At 56.5% G+C, this 19,897-nt stretch carries 14 protein-coding genes and 1 pseudogene; 10 read left to right on the plus strand and 5 right to left on the minus strand.

Annotated features, from left to right (window positions below):
• Positions 1–6: 6 nt before the first annotated feature.
• The 3 genes from ITX55_RS13605 to metG all read right to left on the minus strand — a co-directional run bounded on the left by ITX55_RS13605 (position 7) and on the right by metG (position 4,672).
• The gene (locus ITX55_RS13605) at positions 7–1,221 is read right to left on the minus strand and encodes an MFS transporter (protein ID WP_033650599.1); all 1,215 of its coding nucleotides are present in this window, start codon (positions 1,219–1,221) and stop codon (positions 7–9) included.
• A gap of 131 nt (positions 1,222–1,352) precedes the next feature.
• On the minus strand, positions 1,353–2,420 hold the full coding sequence (locus ITX55_RS13610) for a sugar ABC transporter substrate-binding protein (protein WP_042784043.1): 1,068 nt from the start codon (positions 2,418–2,420) through the stop codon (positions 1,353–1,355).
• A gap of 224 nt (positions 2,421–2,644) precedes the next feature.
• Positions 2,645–4,672, minus strand: a complete 2,028-nt coding sequence (gene metG / locus ITX55_RS13615; RefSeq protein WP_187048757.1) for a methionine--tRNA ligase — start codon at positions 4,670–4,672, stop codon at positions 2,645–2,647.
• Between the two features lie 159 nt (positions 4,673–4,831).
• Here metG and apbC point away from each other — a divergent pair, with 159 nt between their 5' ends.
• Entirely contained in the window at positions 4,832–5,944 is a 1,113-nt protein-coding gene (apbC, locus tag ITX55_RS13620) for an iron-sulfur cluster carrier protein ApbC (protein WP_033650602.1), read from the plus strand.
• 44 nt (positions 5,945–5,988) lie between these two features.
• Here the strand turns inward: apbC and ITX55_RS13625 are convergent, their stop codons facing one another.
• Positions 5,989–6,618 carry a phosphatase PAP2 family protein gene (locus tag ITX55_RS13625; protein ID WP_187048758.1) on the minus strand — a complete coding sequence of 210 codons (630 nt, stop codon included), beginning with the start codon at positions 6,616–6,618 and terminating at the stop codon, positions 5,989–5,991.
• Positions 6,619–6,850: 232 nt separating this feature from the next.
• Here ITX55_RS13625 and udk point away from each other — a divergent pair, with 232 nt between their 5' ends.
• The 4 genes from udk to dcuC all read left to right on the plus strand — a co-directional run bounded on the left by udk (position 6,851) and on the right by dcuC (position 11,602).
• Complete coding sequence (gene udk / locus ITX55_RS13630; protein WP_033642454.1) at positions 6,851–7,492, plus strand: uridine kinase; 642 nt, start codon at positions 6,851–6,853, stop codon at positions 7,490–7,492.
• Positions 7,493–7,617: 125 nt separating this feature from the next.
• Complete coding sequence (gene dcd / locus ITX55_RS13635; RefSeq protein ID WP_019454407.1) at positions 7,618–8,199, plus strand: dCTP deaminase; 582 nt, start codon at positions 7,618–7,620, stop codon at positions 8,197–8,199.
• Between the two features lie 44 nt (positions 8,200–8,243).
• Positions 8,244–10,076: an outer membrane assembly protein AsmA gene (gene asmA / locus ITX55_RS13640; RefSeq protein WP_147837798.1), complete on the plus strand. Its 1,833-nt coding sequence runs from the start codon at positions 8,244–8,246 to the stop codon at positions 10,074–10,076.
• A gap of 173 nt (positions 10,077–10,249) precedes the next feature.
• Positions 10,250–11,602, plus strand: coding sequence for an anaerobic C4-dicarboxylate transporter DcuC (gene dcuC / locus ITX55_RS13645; RefSeq protein WP_108680368.1), 1,353 nt, complete (start codon positions 10,250–10,252; stop codon positions 11,600–11,602).
• 31 nt (positions 11,603–11,633) lie between these two features.
• Here the strand turns inward: dcuC and ITX55_RS13650 are convergent, their stop codons facing one another.
• Positions 11,634–13,217, minus strand: coding sequence for a TerC family protein (locus tag ITX55_RS13650; RefSeq protein ID WP_033642457.1), 1,584 nt, complete (start codon positions 13,215–13,217; stop codon positions 11,634–11,636).
• Positions 13,218–13,835: 618 nt separating this feature from the next.
• Between ITX55_RS13650 and galU (ITX55_RS13655) the strand changes: the two genes are divergently transcribed.
• The 5 genes and pseudogenes from galU (ITX55_RS13655) (at position 13,836) to wzc (ending at position 19,886) form a co-directional block, all read left to right on the plus strand.
• Positions 13,836–14,732: a UTP--glucose-1-phosphate uridylyltransferase GalU gene (gene galU, locus ITX55_RS13655; protein WP_033650760.1), complete on the plus strand. Its 897-nt coding sequence runs from the start codon at positions 13,836–13,838 to the stop codon at positions 14,730–14,732.
• A 53-nt stretch (positions 14,733–14,785) separates the two neighbouring features.
• Positions 14,786–15,679 carry a UTP--glucose-1-phosphate uridylyltransferase GalU gene (gene galU / locus ITX55_RS13660; RefSeq protein WP_072628009.1) on the plus strand — a complete coding sequence of 298 codons (894 nt, stop codon included), beginning with the start codon at positions 14,786–14,788 and terminating at the stop codon, positions 15,677–15,679.
• Between the two features lie 436 nt (positions 15,680–16,115).
• A pseudogene (locus ITX55_RS13665) lies at positions 16,116–17,251 on the plus strand (polysaccharide export protein).
• Positions 17,252–17,261: 10 nt separating this feature from the next.
• Entirely contained in the window at positions 17,262–17,696 is a 435-nt protein-coding gene (locus tag ITX55_RS13670; protein WP_033650606.1) for a protein-tyrosine-phosphatase, read from the plus strand.
• Between the two features lie 12 nt (positions 17,697–17,708).
• Positions 17,709–19,886 (plus strand): tyrosine-protein kinase Wzc, encoded by a 2,178-nt coding sequence (wzc, locus tag ITX55_RS13675; protein ID WP_033650607.1) that lies wholly within the window; start codon positions 17,709–17,711, stop codon positions 19,884–19,886.
• Positions 19,887–19,897 lie beyond the last annotated feature (11 nt).

Consider the following 19,897-nt stretch of genomic DNA (forward strand, 5'->3'; position numbering starts at 1 on the left):
GCAGGGTCAGCGCGCGTCTTCGGCCGTTGCCGCAGAACGTTCCGCCAAACGATGGCCGAGGAAGAAAAACAGCAGGCTGAGCAGCGCGGCGACGATCAGCATCACGAACATCAGCGGCGGCGCGGCGTAGCTGAGCATGACCCCGCACAGCACCGGGTTGATGGCGCCGCCCAATGCGCTGAGGTTCTGTACGCCATAGTAGCTGCCTTTCAGGTGCGGCGGCGCGATAAAGTCGATGAACATGTATTCCACCGGGATAACGATGATCTCGCCTAAGGTAAACACCGCCATCGCCGCCAGCCATAGCCAGACCGCCTGGCCGGCCACCATAAAACCGAGCAGCCCGACGATGAAAAACAGCGTGCCCAGCGCCAGCCAGCGCAGCATATTCTCCTGGCGCATGCCGCGGCTGAGCAGGTATTGCAGGGCGATGACGATACCGGCGTTGACGATCATCACCAACCCGATGATTTTGTAGGCGAACTCGGCGCTGGAGACGGTGATCAGGTACTGCGACAGATAGCCCGTGAACTGACCGAACACCACCGCGCCCAGCGTGCTGCCGAGGGTGAAGTAGATCAGCCGTCGATCGCTTCGCAAGATGGCCAGCGTTTGACGGAAGTTGGCCAGCGCGGCCGGTGCGGCGGCGCTGGGTGCCGGGCGCTGTTCACCACCGCGCAAGCGCAGGCTCAGCGCCGTCACCGTCGCCAGCGCCAGGCCGCCTGACAGGTAGAACGGCAGCAGCGGACTCAGCCCGGCCACCAGAACGCCGAGCGCAGAGCCGATCGCCCAGCCGACGTTGACCAGCGTGTAGTTGATTGAGAAAGCCTTGATGCGCTGCTCGACCGGCAGCCAATCGGCGAAACAGGCCTTAATGGTGATGCTCAGCACCGAATAACAGGTATGCAGGATCGCCAGCACCACGATCACGCCGCCGGGACGCGGGATCCAGGGAATGGCGAAGAAACTCAGCGCGAACAATAAAATCGACAGCAGGATCAGGCGGTTTTTGCTGAATTTGTCCACCAGATAGCCGCCGTACAGGCTGGCGATGATGCCGAGGGTGAGGCTGACGCCCAGGATCACGCCCACGCTTTTCGGCAACAGCTGGAAGTGCTCGGTGAGGTAGATGGTGATGAACGGCAGCGTGACGCCGCGGCCGATGGTCAACACCAGCGAACTGGCCAGCAGTACGTTGATCAGCGAGGGGAATCCCTTCATTTGAAACCTGTTTATGCATACAGTTATTGGGCGATGCAGATAACATAGCGCATTTTGGCGGGGACGGAAGGGGGCTGCCGATATTTATCTGAAAAACAGAGGCTGCGTCGGCAGCCTCGTGAAAAACAGCATTATTTACCGTGTTCGGCCTGCAGCGTGGCGAACCACGGCTGAACGAAATCGCTGCTGCTGCCCCAGCCGGGGATGATCTTCGCCAGGCCGGCGACGTTGACCGGCCCCGGTTGCGCCAGCAGCAGGGCCTGCGGAATGACCGCCGCTTTGAACTGATAGTTGTCCGGCGTGCTTTCCCCGGCGATCTTGTTGGCCACCAGGCGCAGGTTGACCGCGCCGATCAGCTTCGGATCCACCGCCACGCTGACCTGCCACGGGCTGCCGGCCTCGCGCATCAGCTGTAAATCCTGATTGGAGATATCGATGCTGTACAGCTTGATTTCGGTGCGGCCGTTCTCTTTCAGCGCCTTGTAAGCCCCTTGGGTAAAGGCGTCCCACGTGCCCCAGATGGCGTCGATCTTGCCTTTCGGGTATTTCGCCAGCACCGCGCCCACCTTGTTGGCGGTATCGCCCTGCACGTCGGATGAGACCGCGCCGATCGATTCCAGCTCATGAATGCCCGGATGCTGTTTCAGCAACTGCTGGTAAGCGGCCTGACGGCGCTCCATCGGCGGGAAGCCGGCCACCCACAGCTTGACAATATTGGCCTGGCCGTTGAAATCCTTCACCAGTTGGCCGAAGGAGGCATTGGCCAGTGAAGCGTCGTCCTGCTGCGAGACGGTGACGCCGGGAACGCTGCCGCTGACGTCGGTATCGAAAGCCGCGACGGCGATGCCGGCCGCCGCGATGCGCTTGACCAGGTCAGTGGAATAGGGGGCTCGCCCCTGCGAGAGAATGATGCCGTCATATTTCTGGCTGATAGCCTGATTGACGAAGTCCTGGAAGCGCGCGTCGTCGCCGTTGCTGAGGAAGGTATCCACCTTGAAGCCCAGCTTGCGCCCTTCCTGAATGGCGCCCGCCAAAAATTGCGTGGTGTTGTCGTCGGATCCGAGGTTGCGGATCACCGCGATGCGCACCGGCCCCTGATGCTGAGCGATGGCGGCGGGTACGGCGGCGTTTTCCGCCGCCTGCAGCGGCAGGGCGGACAACAGACTGAGGGCGAGCAGCGAAGTCTTGAGGTTTTTCATTATTATAGGCTCCAAAAAAGCAGGGAAACGATCCCGGTGAAGGTCTGTTATAGCAGTCTTTCTGTCTGGACGTCTATTTTGGGTTTCGGAGCATCATAGCCGGATGCGGCGGGCAGGGGAATCAGGGCGGTTATGACTTTTTCTTCATGCTTATAACGTGGGGGTTGGGGCAATAAAAAAGGGCCGAGCAAGCTCGACCCTCCCTACGCCGCGCATCTGCGCGATTACTTGACCTGCATGCCAGGCTGCGCGCCGCTGTCCGGGCTCAGCAGGAAGATCTCTTTCCCGCCAGGGCCCGCCGCCATCACCATGCCTTCTGACACGCCGAAGCGCATTTTACGCGGCGCCAGGTTGGCGACCATGATGGTCAGACGGCCTTCCAGCGCTTTCGGGTCCGGGTAAGCGGAGCGAATACCGGAGAAGATTTGGCGCGATTCGCCGCCCAGATCCAGCTGCAGCTTCAGCAGCTTGTCGGAGCCCTCGACAAAGTCGGCGCTCTTGATCAGGGCGATACGCATGTCGACCTTGGCGAAGTCGTCGAAGGTGATGGTTTCCTGGATCGGATCGTCAGCCAGCGGGCCGGTCACCGGCTTGGCGGCGGCCATGTCTTCTTTCGAGGCGCTGACCATCTCGTTGACCTTGTCCAGATCGATGCGGTTGAACAGCGCTTTGAACGCGTTCACCTGATGGCCGAGCAGCGGCTGCGGGATCGCGTCCCAGCTCAGCTCGGCGTTGAGGAACGCTTCGGCGCGTTCGGTCAGCGAAGGCAGCACCGGCTTAAGGTAAGTCATCAGCACGCGGAACAGGTTGATGCCCATCGAGCAGATGGCCTGCAGCTCGGCGTCGCGGCCTTCTTCCTTCGCCACCACCCACGGCGCCTGCTCATCCACATAGCGGTTGGCCAGATCGGCCAGCGCCATGATTTCGCGGATTGCGCGGCTGAACTCGCGGGCGGCGTAGGCTTCGGCGATGCTCTGGGCCGCGTCGACGAAGGTCTGGTACAGCGCCGGATCGGCCAGGGTGTCGGCCAGTTTGCCGCCGAAGCGTTTGTTGATAAAGCCGGCGTTGCGCGAAGCCAGGTTCACCACCTTGTTGACGATGTCGGCGTTCACGCGCTGCACGAAGTCTTCCAGATTGAGATCGATGTCGTCAATGCGTGAAGAGAGCTTGGCGGCGTAGTAATAGCGCAGGCAGTCGGCGTCCAGGTGCTGCAGGTAGGTGCCGGCCTTGATGAAGGTGCCGCGCGACTTGGACATCTTGGCGCCGTTCACCGTCACGTAACCGTGCACGAACAGGTTGCTCGGTTTGCGGAACTGGCTGCCTTCCAGCATCGCCGGCCAGAACAGGCTGTGGAAGTAGACGATGTCCTTGCCGATAAAGTGGTACAGCTCGGTGGTGGAGTCTTTGCGCCAGAACTCGTCGAAGTCCAGATCGCCGCGCTTGTCGCACAGGTTCTTGAAGGAGCCCATGTAGCCGATCGGCGCGTCCAGCCAGACGTAGAAGTATTTGCCCGGCGCATCCGGGATTTCGAAGCCGAAGTAAGGCGCATCGCGGGAGATGTCCCACTGCTGCAGGCCGGATTCGAACCACTCCTGCATCTTATTCGCCACCTGCTCTTGCAGCGCGCCGGAGCGCGTCCACGCCTGCAGCATTTCGCTGAAGGCCGGCAGGTCGAAGAAGAAGTGCTCGGAGTCGCGCATCACCGGCGTCGCGCCGGAAACCACGGACTTCGGATCGATCAGTTCCGTCGGGCTGTAGGTGGCGCCGCACACTTCGCAGTTGTCGCCGTACTGGTCTGGCGATTTGCATTTCGGGCAGGTGCCTTTCACGAAACGATCCGGCAGGAACATGCCTTTCTCCGGATCGTACAGCTGAGAAATGGTGCGGTTCTTGATAAACCCGTTTTCTTTCAAGCGGCTGTAAATCAGGGTGGACAGCTCACGGTTTTCATCGCTATGGGTCGAATGATAGTTGTCATAGCTGATGCCAAAGCCGGCGAAATCCTGTTGGTGCTCCTGGCTCATCTCCGCGATCATTTCTTCCGGTTTAACGCCCAGTTGCTGCGCTTTCAGCATGATCGGCGTGCCGTGCGCGTCGTCCGCGCAGATGAAATGCACTTCGTGGCCGCGCATTCGTTGGTAACGCACCCAGATATCCGCCTGGATGTGCTCGAGCATGTGGCCGAGATGGATGGAACCATTTGCGTACGGTAGCGCGCACGTCACCAATAATTTTTTCGCGACTTGAGCCATAGTGAGAACTTGCTTTCTGTAATGAATAAAAGGGCCTTCGATGTTAACCGATCGCGCCCTTCGCTGCTAGGGCGGTTTCTTACAGGTTATACGCGCCAGCCGCCGCGCAGTTCTGGTATGCTTAGCCGGAAGCTACCCATTCAAAATCAAGGAGCCGGGATGAACGCAAAATCCCCTGAGCAGACCAACCCCGAAGTTCTGCGCGCCCTGGTGACCGGTGTACTGGCCGCCTTTGAACACCCGACGTTGAAAAACAACCTGACCGCATTGAAGGCTATCCATCACTGCGCGTTGCTGGACGATGTACTGCATATCGAACTGACGATGCCCTTTGCCTGGCAGAGCGGTTTTGAAGCGCTGCAGGCGAGCGTCGGCCCCGAACTGCTGCGCGTGACCGGCGCCGGCGCCATCGATTGGAAGCTGAAACACGATATCACGACGCTGAAGCGCGCCAACGCGCAGGCCGGGATCAAAGGCGTGCGCAACATCATCGCCGTCAGCTCCGGCAAAGGCGGAGTGGGGAAATCCAGCACCGCCGTCAACCTGGCGCTGGCGCTGGCCGCCGAAGGGGCCAAGGTCGGCATTCTGGACGCCGACATTTACGGCCCGTCGATCCCCAACATGCTGGGCACCGAACACGAGCGGCCGACCTCGCCGGACGGGCAGCACATGGCGCCGATCATGGCGCACGGGCTGGCGACCAACTCCATCGGTTATCTGGTGACCGACGACAACGCCATGGTGTGGCGCGGCCCGATGGCCAGCAAGGCGTTGATGCAGCTGCTGCAGGATACGCTGTGGCCGGATCTGGATTACCTGGTGCTGGATATGCCGCCGGGCACCGGTGACATCCAACTGACGCTGTCGCAGAACATTCCGGTGACCGGCGCGCTGGTGGTCACCACGCCGCAGGATATCGCCTTGCTGGATGCCGCCAAAGGCATCGTAATGTTCGAGAAAGTGCATGTGCCGGTATTGGGCATTGTCGAGAACATGAGCGTGCATATCTGCAGCAACTGCGGCCACCATGAGCCGATCTTCGGTACCGGCGGCGCCGAGAAGCTGGTGCAGAAATATAACAGCCGTCTGCTGGGGCAGATGCCGCTGCATATCTCGCTGCGTGAAGATCTGGATCGCGGTACGCCGACGGTTATCAGCCGCCCGGACAGCGAATTCGCCGACATGTATCGTCAATTGGCCGGCCGTGTGGCTGCGCAGATGTATTGGCAGGGCGAGGCGATCCCGACGGAGATTGCGTTCCGCGCGCTGTAATCTGTTTGCGGCAGTGAAAGAACCCGGCTTAACGCCGGGTTCTTTTATGGGGTACGGGTAGGCTTGTGCAGGTCGGCACGGGTATAAGGGCGTTCGATCTGCGCCAGCGTTTTGGCGATATGTTCCAGCAATCCCTGGGTGGGAGCCGGCTGCCGCTGCCCCATCAGCGCCAACGGCAAGGCCAGCGCGATGGCCAAATGCGGCCAGGCCAGCTGTGGTCGCGCTTTCCCTCGCTGCAGCCATAAAAACAGTGCGCTGGCCAGGTAGCCTAAAATCAGCCCGCTGATGACCTCGGATACCGAATGCACGCGGATTTCCAGGCGCGACACGCCGATGGTGAAAGGCAATATCCACCCGGTCAACAACGCGATGCTGCGCACCGGATGGGAAAATCGACCGGTTAAAGCCCAAAGCAGCGGCGGCCAGATGCTCGCGGCGAGGGCCGAATGGCCGCTGAATCCGGTGAAGTCATAACTTGCGCTACCAATGCCCCAGCCCATAAAGGCCAACTTGGACAGGCAGACCAGCCCGCCGGTGAAACCGAAAATCAGCGCCCATTGCCAGCCTGCAACGCGGGTGGCGGGCGATGCGAGCAGCAATAAAAAAAGAATCAGCGCGCAGGGCAGCAGCAGCATGCTGTCGCCGAAAAAAGTCAAAAAATACCAATCCAGCACATCATTCTCCGATGAAAGACTACGGGGTCCCTAAGTCAGCGCAGGAGTGTAACCTGTTGCGGGGCATTGCCCTAGCCGTGAGATTCTTAAAATGTCATATCGCCGGTAGGGCGCGATAGCCTGAATTCGCCCGCCGTCGCGCAATATACAGTGGCGCAAACCCCGACGACTCCCTATAATTGTCGCGTTTTAGTTCCCTCCCTTCACATTACGAAATCAGGTCTTTAATTTTATGACTGACAATCCGCATCAGTGCGTCATTATTGGTATAGCTGGCGCATCTGCCTCCGGAAAAAGCCTTATTGCCAGCACGTTGTACCGCGAACTCCGCGAGCAGGTCGGCGATGAGCACATCGGCGTTATTCCAGAAGACAGTTACTATAAAGACCAGAGTCACCTGACCATGGAAGAACGGGTCAAAACCAACTATGACCACCCGAGCGCCATGGATCACAACCTGCTGTTCCAGCATTTGCAGATGCTGAAGGCCGGCAAAGCGATCGAACTGCCGCTGTACAGTTACACCGAGCACACGCGCAAGAAAGAAACCGTCCACCTGAAACCTAAAAAAGTCATTATTCTGGAAGGGATCTTGCTGCTGACGGATATCCGCTTGCGCCAGGAGATGAATTTCTCGATCTTCGTCGACACGCCGCTGGATATCTGCCTGATGCGCCGCATGAAGCGCGATGTCAACGAGCGCGGCCGCTCGATGGATTCGGTGATGGCGCAATACCAGAAGACCGTGCGCCCGATGTTCCTGCAGTTTATCGAACCTTCCAAACAATACGCCGATATCATCGTCCCGCGCGGTGGCAAAAACCGCATCGCGATCGATATTCTGAAAGCCAAAATCAGCCAATTCTTTGAATAATGCCGCTTAATGGCCGGAAATGTGTATTTCCGGCCGGTGGCCAACTATTTGCACCCCGGCGTAGACCTTTCGCCCGTTGTGTGGCAATTTTTGTTTAGTTACGCGTTTTGATGGAGAAGAGAGACATGAGACTGTGCGACCGCGATATAGAAGCCTGGCTGGATAGCGAGAAACTGGTGATTTCCCCGCGTCCGCCGCTCGAACGCATCAACGGGGCCACAGTAGATGTCCGTTTGGGCAACCAGTTCCGCGTATTCAGCGGCCATACCGCGCCTTTTATCGATCTCAGCGGGCCGAAAGACGAAGTCAGCGCCGCGTTGGATCGCGTGATGAGCGACGAAATTGTCCTGCCGGAAGGCGAGGCGTTTTTCCTTCATCCCGGCGAGCTGGCCCTGGCGGTGACGTTCGAATCCGTGACGCTGCCGGACGATCTGGTGGGTTGGCTCGACGGCCGTTCTTCTCTGGCGCGCCTGGGGTTGATGGTGCACGTCACTGCGCACCGTATCGATCCGGGCTGGCATGGACGCATCGTGCTGGAATTTTACAACTCCGGCAAGCTGCCGCTGGCGCTGCGGCCGGGCATGCTGATCGGGGCCTTGAGCTTTGAACCGTTGTCCGGCCCGGCGGCCCGGCCATACAACAGCCGGCAGGACGCGAAGTATCGCGATCAGCAGGGCGCAGTAGCCAGTCGAATCGACAAGGACTAACGGCGCGGGATGCACCGTCGGTGTGGCGCTGACAAGAGGGTGGCATGAGAAGATTACTGACGACATTGGCGATTTTACTGGTGGTCGTGGTGGCGGGGATGTCCGCGCTGGTACTGCTGGTCAATCCGAATGATTTTCGCGGTTACATGGTCAAAAAGGTCGAGCAGAAGAGCGGCTATCAGCTGACGCTCGAAGGCGACCTGCGCTGGCATATCTGGCCGCAGCTCAGCATTTTGGCCGGGCGCATGACGCTGACCGCGCCGGGCGCGAAAGCGCCGGTAGTGAGCGCGGAAAATATGCGCCTCGATGTCAAACTGTTGCCTCTGCTGTCGCATCAGCTGTTTGTGAAACAGGTGATGCTGAAAAACGCCGTCATTCGCCTCACGCCCGATAGCGAAGAGCATTCGCAGATGGATGCCCCGATCGCGCCGGCCGGCACTGGCACAGACGCGGCAGATGCGGCCTGGAAGTTCGATATCGATAATCTGCGGGTCGTGGACAGTCTGCTGATTTGGCAGCGCGCCGACAATGAGCAAATTAATGTCCGGGATATCAATCTCACCCTGCAACAAACGCAGACGCGACAGGCGCAGCTGGAACTTTCCAGCCGGGTCAATCGCGATCAGCGCGACCTGACCTTCAGCATGGCGGCCGATGTCGACTTGCAGCAGTTCCCTCGCCAGATTGGCGCCAAAGTCACCCAGTTCAATTATCAACTGGCGGGTGCGGATATTCCGAACGGCGGTATTCAGGGAGAGGGCAATGCGCAGGTGGTCTATCAGCAGACGCCGGCGCAGATTGCCGTCAGCCAGCTGAGCGTCAGTGCCAATAACAGCCAATTGACCGGCGATATCAGCGCCACGCTGGGGGCGGTGCCCGGCTATGTGGTGAACCTCAATTCGGCTAACCTCGATCTCGATGCGCTCTCCGGCTGGCAATCCAGCACCAATACCGCCGAACAACCCGCCGTGACTTCCGCGCCGGTGATCGCCAGCCAGGTTGACGATCGGCAGCAGAATTTAGAGGCGCTGCGCGATTTCAATGCGCAGTTGAATCTGCAGGCCGCGCAGTTGACCTATCGCGGTATGAACGTCACTCAGTTGGCCGTCGTGGCGGACAACCAACGCGGACTGCTGACGCTGCATAAACTCGCCGGACAATTGGCCGGCGGTGATTTCTCCTTGCCGGGCTCGCTGGACGCGCGCGGCAATAAACCGGTGATCAGCGTGCAGCCGGCGCTGAACCAGGTTGAACTGGGCACGGTGCTCAAAGCCTTCGACATGCCGCAGATGTTGACCGGCAAATTCAGCATGAAAGGGGATTTGACCGGCGATCGCCTCTCTTCACAGTCATTTGAGCGCCGCTGGCGCGGTACGGCGCAGCTGGCGATGCAGGATGCGCAGCTGCATGGCCTGAACATTCAGCAGCTGATCCAGCAGGCTGTGGCGCGCAACGATAACAGCGTGCGCGGGCAAGACAGCTATCAGCGTTATACCGAGGTCAAAAACGTCTCGGCGCAGGCCAGCCTGAATCAAGGCACGATCAAGCTCAGCGGTCTGACGGCGGATTCGCCTTTGCTGGCGCTGACCGGCGCCGGCAGCATCGATATGCCGGGCAAACAGTGCGATATGGCGCTTAACGTGCGCGTCACCGGCGGATGGCAAGGGCGCGGCGAGCTGATCGAGCAACTGCAAAAAACACCGATCCCGCTGCGGGTCTATGGGCCGTGGCAACAGCTCAATTATCAACTGCAGGTCGATCAGGTGTTGCGTAAAACGCTGCAGGATCGGGCTAAAGATGCGCTGAACAAATGGGCTGAAAAGAACAAGGATTCGCGCGAAGGTCAGGATCTGAAAAAGCTGCTCGACAAGCTGTAATCCCTCCGATGCGGGCCACAGTGTGGCCCGCGTCAATATCGAGGTTCCCGCGATAATTTCTCTCCGTTACCTTGATGAAGGTCATGAAGACCTCTGCTCAGTTTGTGCAGAGTAGGGGCCAGTTTTGCTATTACTATGCGCTTGAGCGCGAAAAAATGACGAGTTGAGGAAACATGATAGAGCTCCTTATTGGCGCCGCAGTCGCGGCGGGCGTGGGCCGTTACATTATCAAGGGATATTCCGCTACCGGCGTCTTGTTGGTGGGGGGGCTGCTGCTGCTCGGCATCAGCGCGCTGATGGGGAAAACGCTGTTGCCGTCCGGCGCCGCCTCAACCGGCTGGCGCGCGACCGACATGATCGAGTACGTCAAGATTTTGCTGATGAGCCGCGGCGGCGATCTCGGCATGATGATCATGATGCTGTGCGGCTTTGCCGCCTACATGACGCATATCGGCGCCAACGACGTGGTCGTCAAGCTGGCTTCGCGTCCGCTGCAGATGATCAATTCGCCTTATCTGCTGATGGTGGCGGCGTATTTTGTCGCTTGCCTGATGTCGCTGGCGGTCTCTTCCGCCACTGGTCTCGGCGTGCTGCTGATGGCGACGCTGTTCCCGTTGATGGTGAACGTGGGCATCAGCCGCGGCGCGGCGGCTGCCATTTGCGCTTCGCCGGCGGCGATTATTCTGGCGCCGACGTCCGGCGATGTGGTGCTGGCGGCCAAAGCGGCGGAGATGCCGCTGGTGGACTTCGCGTTCAAAACCACGCTGCCTATCTCGATTGCCGCCATTGTCTGCATGGCTGTGGCGCATTTTTTCTGGCAGCGTTATCTCGACAGAAAGAGCGATGAACAGCATCACATCATGGACGTCAGCGAAATCAAAACCCATGCGCCGGGATTTTACGCGATATTGCCGTTTACACCGATCCTCGGCGTGCTGATTTTCGACGGCAAATGGGGACCGGAGCTGCACATCATTACCGTGTTGGTGGGTTGCATACTGTTGGCGGCATTGATTGAGTTCGTGCGCAGTTTCAGCGCGAAACAGGTGTTCAGCGGCCTGGAGGTAGCCTATCGCGGCATGGCGGACGCATTCGCCAGCGTGGTCATGCTGTTGGTGGCCGCCGGGGTCTTCGCGCAAGGGTTGAGCACCGTCGGCTTTATCAGCGGGTTGATCGGGCTGGCGCAGTCGTTCGGCACCGGCGGTTTGATCATGATGTTGGTGCTGGTGGTGATCACCATGCTGGCGGCCATGACCACCGGCTCCGGCAATGCGCCGTTCTATGCGTTTGTCGAACTGATCCCGAAACTGGCGGCGCAAATGGGCGTTAACCCGGCTTATCTGGTGATCCCGATGCTGCAGGCGTCTAACCTCGGCCGCACGCTGTCGCCGGTCTCCGGCGTGGTGGTGGCGGTCTCCGGCATGGCGAAAATCTCACCGTTCGACGTGGTGAAGCGCACTTCGGTGCCGGTGATTGTCGGGCTGGTGGTGGTGATCGTGGCGACGGAGTTGCTGGTTCCCCAGTAAAACCAAGGCCGGGCAATGCCCGGCCTCAATGTTAAACCTCGTAGTCCTCCGGTGGGGGAGGCGGGGTGATCTTCACTTTCAGGATACGGTGGCTGTTGACCTCCAACGGCTCGAACAGGTAGTCACCGATCGTGATTTGTTCGCCTTCTTGCGGCACGCGCTGGCTGTGTTCCATCAGCAGCCCCGCCAGCGTGTGGTATTCGCGCTTTTCTTCCAGCGGCATCGGCAGGTACAACACCAGATCTTCCAGCGGCATATAGCCGTTGGCGGTCCAACTGCCGTCCTCGTTTTGCTGAATGTCGTGGCGTGCATCCACCTCTTCGCCGGCCTCCGGCAGGTTGCCGGCGATGGTTTCCATCACGTCCGTCAGGGTGACGATGCCTTCGACGGAACCGAACTCATCGACCACAAAGGCAAAGTGCGTCTGTGCCTGGCGGAATTGCTCAAGGGCGCTCAACAGCGTGAGCTGTTCCGGGAAGATCAACGGTTGGCGTATCAGCGCGCGCAGATCCAGCGGCGCCTGCGCCAGCTGCTGTTTGAGGACGTCGATAGTGTGGATAACGCCCAACGGCTCATCGCTGGCGCTGCTTTCTACCACCACGATGCGCGTGTGTTGATTGCGCTCCAGCAATTGCGTCAGCTTCTCCTGCGGATCGTTCAGCTCAAGGTATTCGACGTCGTGACGTGAGGTCATGATGCTGCTGACCGTGCGCTGCGCCATACCCAGCACGCGTTCGATCATGCGCCGCTCTTGCTGATTGAAGATCTCGCCGTTTTCGCTGTCGCTGTCGGCCAGCAGATTGGCGGAATGACTGTCGACCTCGGCTTCTTCATGTTTGCCGCTCAGCATGCGCAGCACCGCCTCGGCGGTACGCTCGCGCAGCGGCCGCACCTTCGACAGGAAACGACGGCGGTTGAATTGCGCCAGTTGGTTCAATGCTTCGATCATCACCGAGAAGCCGATCGCCGCGTAGAGATAGCCTTTCGGAATGTGGTAGCCGAAGCCCTCCGCCACTAGGCTGAAACCGATCATCAGCAGGAAGCTCAGGCACAGAATGACGATAGTCGGGTGAGCGTTGACGAAGCGCGTCAGCGGTTTGCTGGCCAGCAGCATCAGGCCGATGGCGATACAGACCGCGATCATCATCACCGCCAGGTGGTCGACCATGCCGACCGCGGTGATCACCGAGTCGAGCGAGAAGACGGCATCCAGCACCACGATCTGCGCCACCACCGGCCAGAAGCGCGCGCCTTTGCGTGTGCCATGCTGCTCTTCATCCTTGCCCTCCAGCCGCTCGTTCAGCTCCATGGTGGCTTTGAACAGCAGGAATATGCCGCCGACCAGCATGATCAGATCGCGGCCGCTGAAGGGGTGTTCTGCGACGATGAACATCGGTTTGGTCAGCGTCGCCAGCCACGAGATGGAGGCGAGCAACGCCAGACGCATCACCAGCGCCAGCAACAGACCGACGACACGAGCCTTATCTCTTTGTTGTTTTGGTAGTTTATCCGCCAGAATGGCGATGAAGACAAGGTTGTCTATACCCAGAACGATTTCCAGCACGACCAATGTGGCCAGGCCGGCCCAAATTGTTGGATCAGCGATCCATTCCATACGCCCAATTTCACCTGTAAGTTCTACGGCTTATGCCGCACGGGAATGATGGGCGCTGAGGCGGCAAAATTCAACTCTAATCCGGGACATGTCGACAAAAACGGGCGTTGCAAGACTTTGCGCAACAAATATTGTTCGCCGATGCTGGGCATGAAAGCGGCGGGCGGTATCAGGCTGTTTTTGCCGGAATACGCCTCGCTCATAAAAAGAACGTCTCTATAAATCTATTTAAATCAAAATATTAAAATCTCTCTCCACGTCAGGGACTCGTTACGGTATGTGGCATGAGTAGTCTTATTCTGAAAACGGCTGGCTGGGGGGATCTAAGGCTTGTATCACTTGGACATTAGTATAAGAATCCTAGCCATATAAACGTCAGTAACTAACATTGTTTGGTTATAAAGGCTCCAGTTTTTTTATTGTTTTGTGAGCGGTGCGGCAATCCAGATTAAGAGCAAATGCCGCTTTACAAAAAGTGATTTGGCTCACGGGGTGACGTGAGTGAAAACGTCAATAACAGTACTTTGGTAGCTGCAAGCCAAGGGCGGTAGCATGCTTGATGAATGTTCCCTTTTTACTTGCCGCGGGGATGCAGCGCCACGATGAATTGGAATGAAAATGCAGAAAAGACTCAAGGCAGTGATCCCTGTAGCGGGCTTGGGAACCCGAATGTTGCCGGCAACCAAAGCCATCCCTAAAGAAATGTTGCCGGTGGTCGATAAGCCCTTAATTCAGTACATCGTCAGTGAGTGCGTAGCGGCGGGCATCAAAGATATCGTTTTGGTTACCCATTCATCAAAAAATGCGATTGAAAACCATTTCGATACCTCCTTTGAGCTGGAGGCGATGCTCGAAGCGCGCGTGAAGCGTCAGTTGTTGGCCGAAGTAAAAAGCATTTGCCCACCGGATGTGACCGTGATGCAAGTGCGCCAGGGCCAGGCGAAAGGGCTGGGACATGCCGTATTGTGCGCCAAGCCGATGATAGGCGATTCTCCTTTCGTGGTGCTGCTTCCGGATGTTTTGCTGGATGATGCAACCGCGGATCTGCGCACAGAGAATCTGGCCAGAATGCTCCAGCGTTTCGACGAGACGGGATTCAGCCAGATTATGGTTGAACCGGTGCCGGAACAGGATGTGTCCAAATATGGCGTAGTTGACTGCGCCGGCGCGACGATCGCTGTGGGTGAAAGCGCGCCGATGACGGCCGTGGTAGAGAAGCCGGCTCGCGAGGATGCGCCTTCCAATCTGGCGGTTGTTGGCCGTTATGTGCTCGCCGCCGATATTTGGCCGTTGCTTGAAAAAACGCCGCCCGGCGCGGGCGATGAGATCCAACTGACCGATGCGATCGCGATGTTGATGGATGAACAAACGGTGGAAGCGTTCCACATGAGCGGTAAATCCCATGATTGTGGTGACAAGCTTGGCTACATGAAGGCATTTGTGCAGTATGGATTGCGTCACGGCTCCGAAGGCGAAAACTTCAGTCGCTGGTTGAAGCAGACGTTGAATAAGTAACAGGCTGTCGCCACTGCGGCTGAAAGCGATCACCAGATTGAATGAGGGCTACTATGACGAAGTTGAAAGCGGTTATTCCTGTGGCAGGGCTGGGTATGCGTATGCTTCCGGCGACCAAGGCGATTCCGAAAGAAATGTTGCCGATCGTAGATAAACCGCTGATTCAATACATTGTCAATGAATGTGTTGCTGCCGGGATCAAAGAGATCATCTTGGTGACGCATTCTTCTAAGAACGCCATCGAAAACCACTTTGATACCTCATTCGAATTGGAGGCGATGCTGGAGGCTCGTGTGAAACGGCAGCTGTTGGATGAGGTGCAGTCGATAACGCCAAAAGGCGTCACGCTGATGCATATCCGGCAGGGGCAGCCAAAGGGGTTGGGCCACGCGGTGCTCTGTGCCAAACCTTTGGTCGGTGATTCGCCGTTTGTCGTTCTGTTGCCGGATATCTTGCTGGATGACGCAAAAGCCGATTTGAAGAAAGACAATCTGTCACACATGATTGCGCGCTTTGAACAAACCGGTCTGAGCCAGGTGTTGGTTCAGACGGCGGATGAACACGTCCTGCATGACTATTCTGTGGTGCAGTGTGAAGCCAGCAGCCTGGCTCCTGGCGAAAGCGCTCGTATCACGTCGATTATCGAAAAACCGGCGCCCGAAACCAAGTTGGAATCCAACTATTCGGCGGTGGGACGTTATGTGTTGTCAGCGGATATTTGGCCTCTTCTGGAGACGACCAAACCGGGGGCCTGGGGCCGTATTCAACTGACCGATGCGATTGCCGAATTGTTGAAACACAAACCGGTAGAGGCAACAGAGTTGGTTGGGGAGTCGTTCAACTGTGGTGAAAAACTGGGGTACCTGCGGGCGTTTGTCACCTACGGTTTGCGTCATCCTACTCAGGGCAAGGCTTTCCGGGAATGGGCCGAACAGCTGACGTTTTGAACTAGACTGGATGGTTTCCCATCGGCCCGATCACTGTAAGGAAATCAGGAGAGTGGTTGAATTTTGGGGAATTTCACTGTCTCAATTTTTATATTAGTATACATTCAATAGCGGGTTGCTGAGTTGCCTTGGCGAGTGATTTTTGCACGAACTTGCCAGGCTGCTCTGCAATATACTGTTATTAATACAAATTAAAGCCCGAATCGGCCCCGGTATCGATTTTCGCCAATGCGAGGCTTCTCAGCTTATTTATCTTGCCAATAATAGCTTTGCTCTTATCAACGGCAGATAAACGTTATTGAAAATTGCAACAGGGCGCTTATTGAGAGACGGCGCAGCAAGTGTCAGGCATTTTGATAAGGTTACAGCGAGGCAGCCACGGTTGGCTAGCATTGTAGCTTTGCAGATACATTTACTTGAAAGTGATGATAATTTGATGGCAAAACGACAATTGAAAGTGATATCGCTATTGATATCAATTAGCGTAATCAGTGGATGCACGGTGTTTCCTGGAACCCATTTATCGACCAGTGGAAAAGATGTCGTAAAACAAGAAGATGCTGACTTCGATATTGATAAGCTGGTCAATATTTACCCTATGACGCCTAAACTGCTGGATTCGATGCGTCCCGCAAAGGTGGTTGCTCAGTCGAATGCGCAATTGGACGCATCGCTGCGCACGTATGAATACCGGATTGGTGTGGGTGACGTCCTTAACGTAACGGTTTGGGACCATCCTGAACTGACTACGCCTGCGGGCCAATACCGCAGCGCCAGCGACACCGGTAACTGGGTGCATGCCGACGGTACTATTTTCTATCCTTATATCGGTAAGGTGAGCGTGGTAGGTAAAACGGTCACCGAGATCCGCGATCAAATCGCCAGGAGACTGGCGCAATACATTGAAAGTCCACAGGTTGACGTCAATATCGCCGCTTTCCGTTCACAGAAAGCGTATGTGACGGGGGAAGTCGCCAAGTCGGGTCAACAACCGATCACCAACGTGCCATTGACGGTGATGGATGCCATCAACGCCGCCGGCGGCTGACGGAAGATGCCGATTGGCGCAATATCATTTTGACTCACAACGGCAAAGAGCAGCGCCTTTCATTGCAGCAACTGATGCAAAATGGGGATTTGACCCAGAACCGCCTGCTCTATCCCGGGGACATTCTGTACATTCCTCGTAATGACGATCTCAAGGTATTCGTGATGGGGGAAGTAAAAACTCCATCCACGCTCAAAATGGATCGCAGCGGTATGACGTTGACGGAGGCGTTGGGTAGCAGTCAAGGGCTTGTACAATCGAGTGCTGACGCGACAGGCATTTTCGTTATTCGACCTCTGCATGGCACTCAGGGCAATAAACTGGCAAACATCTATCAGTTGAATATGTCGGATGCGACAGCCATGGTGATGGGGACGGAATTCCACCTTCAGCCTTATGACATTGTCTATGTCACTGCGGCGCCGGTCGCTCGTTGGAATCGTCTGGTCACGCAGTTGGTGCCAACCATCGACGGCTTCAACAACCTGACGGAAGGTACGCTGCGTATTCGTAACTGGCCGTAGAGGATACGCTATGTTTGATTCTGTTTTGGTTGTCTGTGTTGGAAATATCTGCCGTTCTCCGACGGGGGAGCGGCTGTTGAAAAAACATCTGCCACAAAAAAAAATCGCGTCGGCCGGTATCGGCGCACTCGTCGGTAAGCCGGCGGATGAGGCTGCGGTGGCGGTGGCGGAAGAGCATGGTCTTTCTTTGGATAACCATGTTGCACAGCAGTTGACCAAGGAAATGTGTCGTGAATATTCGCTGATACTGGTGATGGAAAAAAGTCACATTGAGGCCGTTTGCCGTTTAGCCCCCGAAGTCAGGGGGAAAACCATGCTGTTCGCTCACTGGATGGGGCAGGCTGAAGTTCCTGATCCGTATAAGAAGAGTCACGAAGCGTTTGAGTTTGTATATAACCTTCTGGCTGAAGCTGCGCAGAAATGGGCAAAAGCATTAAATCGTTAACCAGAGATGACAATGATTGATAATAGCAAACTGGGTCCGGCTGCGGGCGCAAGTAATGATGAGATTGATTTAGGTCGGTTGCTGGGAACGCTGCTGGATCATCGGTGGCTGATTATAGGGATTACGACATTCTTTGCTGTGATCGGCATAGTCTATTCTCTGTTCGCAACGCCTGTATACCAGTCGGATGCATTGATTCAAGTTGAACAAAGTTCGGGTAACTCGATCCTCAACAACCTTTCCGAAATGTTGCCTACGGCACAGCCTGGTTCTGCGGCGGAGATTGAGCTGATCAAATCCCGCATGGTGCTTGGCAAAACCGTCGCAGATTTGAACCTGAATACGGTCGTTGAACAAAAATACTTCCCGATCTTTGGGCAGGGTTGGAATCGTTTGATGGGGAACGAACCCGGCAAGATAGCCTTGTCGCGTTTGTCTATTCCTTATTCATGGAATGAGAAAGACCTTGAGCTGGAAGTGATTGATAAAAACAGTTTCGCTCTCAGCGTTGATGGTGATGAATTCCTCAAAGGCAAAACGGGTGAGCTGGTCAATCAAAAAGGCGTGACCATGCTGGTCAGCGAAATTGACGCGGCGCCTGGTACGGTCTTCAAAGTGACCAAGCGCAGCGATCTGATGGCTATTAACGCGTTGCTCGCGGCGTTGACGGTTGAAGATAAAGCCAAGGACACCGGCGTGTTGGCGTTGACCCTGCAAGGGGAAGATCCTGAGCTGGTGGGTAAAACGCTCGACAGCATTTCGAAAAATTATTTGCTGCAGAACGTTGAACGTAAGTCGGAAGAAGCGGCCAAGAGCCTCGAATTTCTGAAAGAGCAGTTGCCGCAGGTGAGAACCTCTCTGGACATCGCCGAAGATAAGCTGAATAAGTTCCGTCAGGACAATGATTCCGTCGATCTGTCGCTTGAAGCCAAGTCTATGTTGGACAGCGTGGTTTCTGTCGAGGCACAACTGAATGAGTTGACCTTCAAAGAAGCTGAGATATCGAAGCTGTATACTAAAGAGCACCCGGCATATCGTGCTTTGATGGAGAAGCGTGGGACCCTGGAAGGGGAACGCGCGAAGCTGAATAAACGTATTAGCGTAATGCCTAAGACGCAGCAGGAAATCTTGCGGCTAACCCGAGATGTTGATGCGGGTAAAGAAATCTACATGCAGCTGCTGAATAAGCAACAAGAGCTTGGGATCACCAAAGCCAGTACCGTGGGTAATGTGCGTATTGTCGATCCGGCGGTGACTCAGCCAAAACCGGTTCAGCCACGTAAAACCTTGATTGTTCTGCTGTGTGTGGTGTTGGGCGGGATGTTCTCCATCGGCATCGTGGTGCTTAAAACCATGCTGCACCACGGAATCGAGAGTCCTGACGAGTTGGAGCAACGCGGTATCAACGTCTATGCCAGCATTCCATTGTCTGAATGGCAGCAGAAAAAAGACCGCGAAATGTTGCTGCGCACTCATCGCAAGTCCAATACGCGCGCCAACTCGTTGCTTGCCGTCGGCAACCCGGCTGACCTTGCCATCGAAGCCGTTCGCAGTCTGCGCACCAGCCTGCATTTTGCGATGATGGAAGCGAAGAATAATGTGCTGATGATTTCCGGCGCCAGTCCAAACATCGGTAAGACGTTTGTCAGTATCAACCTGGCGGCGGTTATCGCTCAGGCGGGGCAGCGTGTGTTGGTTATCGACGCCGACATGCGAAAAGGGTATTCACACACACTGCTCGATGCCGATTGGCAAAATGGTCTGTCTGATATTTTGTCAGGCAAAATCGATGCGGCCAGCGCGGTTCGTCCTACGCAAATCAACGGTATGGACTTCATTCCTCGCGGCCAGATTCCACCGAATCCTTCTGAGTTGCTGATGCACAGCCGTTTTGCCGATTTGGTCGAATGGGCGGACAAGCATTATGATCTGGTTCTGATCGATACCCCGCCTATCCTGGCTGTCACCGATGCGGCAATTATTGGCCACCATGTCGGTACGGCGCTGATGATCGCGCGCTTCGGTATGAACACGGTTAAAGAACTCGAGATCAGCGTGCGTAGATTCGATCAAAACGGTATCGAGATCAAAGGCATTATTCTGAACGCCGTTGAACGTCGCGCAAGCAGCTATTATGGCAATTACGGTTACTACCAGTACGAATACAAATCTGGCGGTAAAGACGCGTAATAAAGCAAATC

Origin of the sequence: Serratia sp. EWG9 (assembly GCF_019913725.1) — a bacterium.
In the GTDB taxonomy this organism is placed as follows: Bacteria; Pseudomonadota; Gammaproteobacteria; order Enterobacterales; family Enterobacteriaceae; genus Serratia; species Serratia ureilytica.

Bases quoted from the DNA above. Each gene is read 5' to 3' on its own strand.
- wzc (WP_033650607.1), top strand. From the start codon at position 17,709: ATGATTGATAATAGCAAACTGGGTCCGGCTGCGGGCGCAAGTAATGAT.
- dcuC (WP_108680368.1), top strand. From the start codon at position 10,250: ATGATAGAGCTCCTTATTGGCGCCGCAGTCGCGGCGGGCGTGGGCCGT.
- metG (WP_187048757.1), bottom strand. From the start codon at position 4,672: ATGGCTCAAGTCGCGAAAAAATTATTGGTGACGTGCGCGCTACCGTAC.
- udk (WP_033642454.1), top strand. From the start codon at position 6,851: ATGACTGACAATCCGCATCAGTGCGTCATTATTGGTATAGCTGGCGCA.
- asmA (WP_147837798.1), top strand. From the start codon at position 8,244: ATGAGAAGATTACTGACGACATTGGCGATTTTACTGGTGGTCGTGGTG.
- apbC (WP_033650602.1), top strand. From the start codon at position 4,832: ATGAACGCAAAATCCCCTGAGCAGACCAACCCCGAAGTTCTGCGCGCC.
- dcd (WP_019454407.1), top strand. From the start codon at position 7,618: ATGAGACTGTGCGACCGCGATATAGAAGCCTGGCTGGATAGCGAGAAA.
- ITX55_RS13610 (WP_042784043.1), bottom strand. From the start codon at position 2,420: ATGAAAAACCTCAAGACTTCGCTGCTCGCCCTCAGTCTGTTGTCCGCC.
- ITX55_RS13650 (WP_033642457.1), bottom strand. From the start codon at position 13,217: ATGGAATGGATCGCTGATCCAACAATTTGGGCCGGCCTGGCCACATTG.
- galU (WP_033650760.1), top strand. From the start codon at position 13,836: ATGCAGAAAAGACTCAAGGCAGTGATCCCTGTAGCGGGCTTGGGAACC.
- ITX55_RS13670 (WP_033650606.1), top strand. From the start codon at position 17,262: ATGTTTGATTCTGTTTTGGTTGTCTGTGTTGGAAATATCTGCCGTTCT.
- galU (WP_072628009.1), top strand. From the start codon at position 14,786: ATGACGAAGTTGAAAGCGGTTATTCCTGTGGCAGGGCTGGGTATGCGT.
- ITX55_RS13605 (WP_033650599.1), bottom strand. From the start codon at position 1,221: ATGAAGGGATTCCCCTCGCTGATCAACGTACTGCTGGCCAGTTCGCTG.